General features: G+C 50.0%; 7 protein-coding genes. All 7 read left to right on the top strand.

From position 1 onward, the window contains the following. A partial coding sequence (locus tag IJ369_RS03430) for an efflux RND transporter permease subunit (RefSeq protein WP_290716017.1) occupies window positions 1–660 on the top strand: 660 nt, incomplete at its 5' end. Window positions 661–790: 130 nt separating this feature from the next. After that, on the top strand, window positions 791–1645 hold the full coding sequence (locus tag IJ369_RS03425) for a patatin-like phospholipase family protein (RefSeq protein ID WP_290716016.1): 855 nt from the start codon (window positions 791–793) through the stop codon (window positions 1643–1645). Then, on the top strand, window positions 1645–2364 hold the full coding sequence (locus IJ369_RS03420) for an MBL fold metallo-hydrolase (RefSeq protein ID WP_290716014.1): 720 nt from the start codon (window positions 1645–1647) through the stop codon (window positions 2362–2364). Before IJ369_RS03425 ends, IJ369_RS03420 begins: the two co-directional genes overlap by 1 nt. A gap of 16 nt (window positions 2365–2380) precedes the next feature. Further along, the gene (locus IJ369_RS03415; protein ID WP_290716013.1) at window positions 2381–3085 is read left to right on the top strand and encodes a pseudouridine synthase; all 705 of its coding nucleotides are present in this window, start codon (window positions 2381–2383) and stop codon (window positions 3083–3085) included. A gap of 89 nt (window positions 3086–3174) precedes the next feature. Beyond that, on the top strand, window positions 3175–3402 hold the full coding sequence (locus IJ369_RS03410; protein WP_290716011.1) for a DUF2508 family protein: 228 nt from the start codon (window positions 3175–3177) through the stop codon (window positions 3400–3402). A gap of 14 nt (window positions 3403–3416) precedes the next feature. Then, complete coding sequence (locus tag IJ369_RS03405; protein WP_290716009.1) at window positions 3417–3662, top strand: pro-sigmaK processing inhibitor BofA family protein; 246 nt, start codon at window positions 3417–3419, stop codon at window positions 3660–3662. 325 nt (window positions 3663–3987) lie between these two features. Further along, the coding region (locus tag IJ369_RS03400) for a rhomboid family intramembrane serine protease (protein ID WP_290716007.1) at window positions 3988–4955 on the top strand (968 nt) is incomplete at its 3' end.

Here is a 4955-nt window from a genome sequence, read left to right as displayed (position 1 = left end):
ATGAAAGACGCAGAACTGCCCGATGGTTGCTACTATGAATTCGGCGGTATGACAGAAATGATGAATGAATCCTTCCAGAAACTGGGCCTGGCAATGGTAGTTGCTGTCCTTCTGGTATACATGATCATGGCATCCCAGTTCGAATCCCTGCGTTATCCTTTTATCGTTATGTTCTCCATGCCACTGGCGATCACAGGTGCCATCCTGGGTCTCTTGATCACAGGCAACACCATCACAATGCCTGCCATGATGGGCTTCGTTATGCTGATCGGTATGGTAGTAAACAATGGTATCGTACTGGTTGACTACACAAACCAGCTGATGGATCGCGGTATGACATGTTATGACGCCCTGACAACAGCAGGTCCTCGTCGTCTGCGTCCTATCCTGATGACAACACTGACAACGGTTCTGGGTATGGTGCCTATGGCACTGGCAACCAGCGAAGGTTCCGAAATGATGCAGGCACTGGCCATCGGTGTTATCTTCGGTCTGACTCTGTCCACAGTGGTAACACTGGTATTCATCCCCGTTCTGTATATGTGGATGAATGAAAGAAGAAGAAAAGCAAATGCTCGCAAAACAGCAAAACGCATTGCGAAAAACGCAAAACTGCACGCAGAAGAGCTGGCAAGAGAAAGAGCCGCACAGCAGGCATAAGTTTTGCAATAAATTGAAATAGTAGGATTAAGATGGTAAAATAGTACCGTTGGGGAGCCTCCCCGACGGTACTTTTTTAAAAAAAGAAAATAAATTCTGATATAGAAAAAGCCAAAAAGGAGGTCATTTTATGAAAATCGGTTTGGTTTTGGAAGGGGGCGCCAATCGCGGCATCTTCACTTCCGGTGTCATGGATTATCTGATGGAGCAGGGCGTGCAGTTTCAGTATGCAGTAGGAACTTCCGCCGGCGCGGGCAATGTGATGAATTTTCTTTCCGGCCAGAAGGGCCGCTCCAGAGATATCACCGCCAGCAGGGATAAAAGATACAGATATTTCGGTCTGGATATCCTGTTGCGGACAGGCCACCTCTTCGATATGGATAATATTTACTGGAAAGTGCCTACGGAAATCAATCTCTTCGATTTCGATGCTTATTTTGCAAACCCTACGGAGCGGGAATTTACCGCCACCAACTGCCTGACAGGCCAGGCGGCATATCTGACCGACAGGGGCGCAGACCGCAGACACCTGATGACCATTGGCAAGGCTTCTTCTGCTCTGCCCGGGGCGACGCCCGAGGTGGAAGTGGACGGCGTGCCCTATGCCGACGGCGGCGTTGCCGATTCTATTTCCGTGCGTCGTGCCTTCGAAAGGGGCTGTGATAAGGTGGTCATCGTGGAGACCAGAAGAAAGGAATTCCGCATGAAGCCTTCCAAGAGCACAGCGCTTCTGGCAAAAAGAAACCGAAAGAAATATCCCAATTTTGCGGAGGCCATGCTGCATCGCCCCGTGGTATATAATGAAACCCTGGATTTCATCCACCAGATGGAAGCGGAGGGGAAGGTGTTCTCCATTCGCCCTGAAATGCAGGAAGTAAAGCGTCTGGAAAAGGATTACCATAAGCTGATGAAATTTTATCACCATGGCTATCAGCAGGCCAAAAAGGCTTTCCCCGCACTGCAGAAATTCATGGAGGAAGAATGATGTGGAATAAACTGACGAACCATGTTTTTTATACCAATAACGACCCCGAAACGGACAGACCCTGTATCGGCTATGTAAAAGGCGAAAAAGCGGCTCTGCTTATGGATGCGGGCAATTCCCCCGCCCATGCAGAACTTTTGAAAGCAGGTCTGGCGGAAGGGGGATTGCCCTTGCCGAAATACGTTGCCCTGACCCATGCCCATTGGGACCATACCTATGGCCTTTGCAGCTGGGATGCGGTCTCCTTCGCAGGCGAAAAAACCAACGCCATCCTGGGCGAAATGAAAAAATGGCAGTGGGATGATGCTTCCATGAAAGGGCGCATCGAAAGCGGCGAGGATTCGGAATTCTGCTTTATCCATATCCGCAAGGAATACCCCGACCGTTCCGCGATCAAAGTGGAACAGGCGGAAATTTCCTTCACAGGGGAAATCAACATCGACCTGGGCGGCGTGAATGTTATTTTGAAGGAAGTGGTCTCTCCCCATGCAGAGGATTGCGTAGTGTTTTCCGTTCCCGAGGATGGATTGCTTTTCCTTGGCGACAGCTATTGTTCCGTTCCCGTGGGGGACGACTGGGTATACGATAAGGAATTGCTGGGTAATTTCATCGCATGGCTGGAGGAAGAGGATTTCTCCATCGCCATCAAAGGCCACCATCCGCCCCAGAAGAAAGCAGAACTTCTGGCAGAATTGAAAGCGGACTATAACGCTTTGTAAAAGAAAGGAACCGATTATGGATAGAATCGATAAGATCATTGCATCTCAGGGATTGTATTCCCGCAGTGATGTAAAATATCTGGTGAAGCGCAAACGCATTGCCATCGACGGCGTGGTTGTCACTTCCTCCAGCCAGAAGGCAGACCCCGAAAAAAACGTTATCACCATCGACGGCAAGCCCCTGACTGTGAAAAAACAGATCTACCTGATGCTCCATAAGCCCAAGGGCTATGTTTCCGCCACGGAGGATAAGGAACACCAGACGGTGCTGGCGCTGGTGCCTGCGGAATTAAAGGGGAGAGATCTTTTCCCTGCAGGGCGTTTGGATAAGGATACCACAGGGCTGATGATCATCACCGATGACGGCGTGCTGGCCCACAATATCCTTTCCCCCAGAAAGCATGTGCAGAAGGTCTATCGGGTGGAACTGGATATCCCCGTGACGGAGGAAATGCAGAAGGGCTTTGCGGAAGGCGTAGAGCTGAATGATGGCGTCTGCAAGGACGCGAAATTGGTCATCCTTGGGGAAAAGACCGCAGAAGTGACCTTGAAAGAAGGCAGATATCATCAGATCAAGCGGATGTTTGGCTGTTTTGGTGCCAAGGTGATGGAACTGCACCGCCTTGCCATGGGCGACCTTTATCTGCCCGATGACCTGCCCGAAGGGGAATGCAGGGAACTGACGGAAGAAGAACTGAAAAAACTTCAGCAAATTATATGACAGGAAAAAAGGCATGGGAATACATGCCTTTTCTTTTGCATAAATTTCCCTTTTCTCGCCTATACTAGGAGTAAAAAGGGGGTCTTGCCATGAAACAGGAACGGCTCCTGTCGGAGGGGGAAGCCATCCTTGCCGCCATCCGACAGATCCAGATCCAGCTGGAATGTGCCCGTGCTTCTTTCGAGGATGCTACCGATGAAGCCCTCATCGACAGCTACATCTACGAGATCATCGCTTTGCAGAAAAAATACGAATACTTCCTGAAAGCCGCCAAGGAAATGGGCCTGACCAGCGGATATCAGCGAAGTGCCATTTAGGGAAGGGGGATTTTATGGGGGAATATGTGATGGCCTGTGCCATTTTTGTGTGTCTGTTTGCCCTGGCGCTGATCGCTCTGGCGAAGCCCTTGCGGGTGTTTTTGCGGCTGGGGCTTTCCGCTGTTGCCGGGGGCTGCGTCCTTTTTCTGGGAAAGGGGCTGGGGGCAGCCGTGGGGGTCAATGCCGCCACGCTTCTGGTCTCTGCCCTTTTGGGGATGCCGGGGGTGGCAGGGATGTTTGCGCTCAGTTTCCTGCTTTGAAAATTTTTTTTCATCGCGCGATAAAAAGTTCTTTTTCGACAAGCCTTGCGAATTGACAACAGAGGGAATCTATGGTATGTTAATTGTGTGGATAAGTTTGTGGATAACCACTACTTCCCTGTGTATAACACATGGTTATTCTCAGCATCCAAAAGGAATTTGAACTCCTTTTACGATAAGAAAGATTACCCCATTTCTTATCCTTTCAAAAACCCGCCGAGAGGCGGGTTTTTTACATTTTACGGAAATTTTAAGAGATTTTTCAAAAATAACAGTTGTTCTTATGGTATCATAAAGAAAAAGAAGGAAAGAGGAGGAACCCTCCATGGAATTTTGGATGAATCTGCGGATGCAGTTGGAAAACAAGGGCTTTCGCAGGGTAAAAAATAAAGATAACTGGTATTGGCGGGCAGAAAACCCTGTACTGTATTTGCTGTGTCTGATGGACAAGGAGGATGAGGGCTGGCGGGAGGACCACATGACCTTTGCCGACTTCGGCAGACGTATGGAAGAACAGCTGGAGCAGTTCCATTGCACCCGCGTGGTGGCCTTATCCGTCCTTGTGGATAAAGAGGGGGAAAATGCCCCTGTGGATACTGTGGAAAGCGGGGATATCTCCAAATACAATGCCTATGAGGAAAAATTTTATCGCGTTTTCTGGCAGTTTTCGACAGAAAGTGGCAAGGTTTCTGCGGGGAAAAATGAGCCCGATAAATTGCTGGGCATCGAAAAACTGCTCGTGGCAGCGGCAAAGGGGAAGGAACCGGAGGTACTCATCCTGCGGGATACGAAGGAGCAGAAAAAGCCTGTGGCAACGGTGATGATCTTCGTCCTTTGTGCGGCGCTCTTGGCATGGACGATGTTTTCCGGCCAGCGAAATGAAATCCTGACCGCCTTTGGGCTGAGCAAAGCGGGCATCGAAGCGGGGGAATATTATCGACTGTTGACCAGTATGTTTTTCCACAGCGGGCTGATGCATCTGGCTTCTAACTGCGTTTATTTGTATTATTTCGGCGTGCGGACGGAAAAGCTGATCGGTTCCGGGAAATTTCTTTTGCTGTATCTGGTTTCCGGTCTTTGCGGCGTCCTGCTGAGTATCCTTGTGGGCAATGGTGGCGGCGTTTCCATCGGCGCATCCGGCGCCATCTATGGTCTTCTGGGGGCAATGCTCCTGCTGACGAAGAAAAGAGGCCCCCGCTATACGGGCATGAATTACGCCACCATGCTGCTCTTGGCGGCAACGGCTATCTGTATCGGTTTCCTGATGCCCGATGTGGATAACATGGCTCATAT

It is taken from the genome of Anaerotignum sp., assembly GCF_017483025.1.
Lineage (GTDB): Bacteria > Bacillota > Clostridia > Lachnospirales > Anaerotignaceae > Anaerotignum_A.
The sequence above is the reverse complement of the archived record's forward strand: the minus strand, read 5'-3'. Positions and strand labels throughout refer to the sequence as shown.

Coding starts and splice junctions, on each gene's coding strand:
- IJ369_RS03415 (WP_290716013.1), top strand. CDS start 2,381: ATGGATAGAATCGATAAGATCATTGCATCTCAGGGATTGTATTCCCGC.
- IJ369_RS03410 (WP_290716011.1), top strand. CDS start 3,175: ATGAAACAGGAACGGCTCCTGTCGGAGGGGGAAGCCATCCTTGCCGCC.
- IJ369_RS03405 (WP_290716009.1), top strand. CDS start 3,417: ATGGGGGAATATGTGATGGCCTGTGCCATTTTTGTGTGTCTGTTTGCC.
- IJ369_RS03420 (WP_290716014.1), top strand. CDS start 1,645: ATGTGGAATAAACTGACGAACCATGTTTTTTATACCAATAACGACCCC.
- IJ369_RS03425 (WP_290716016.1), top strand. CDS start 791: ATGAAAATCGGTTTGGTTTTGGAAGGGGGCGCCAATCGCGGCATCTTC.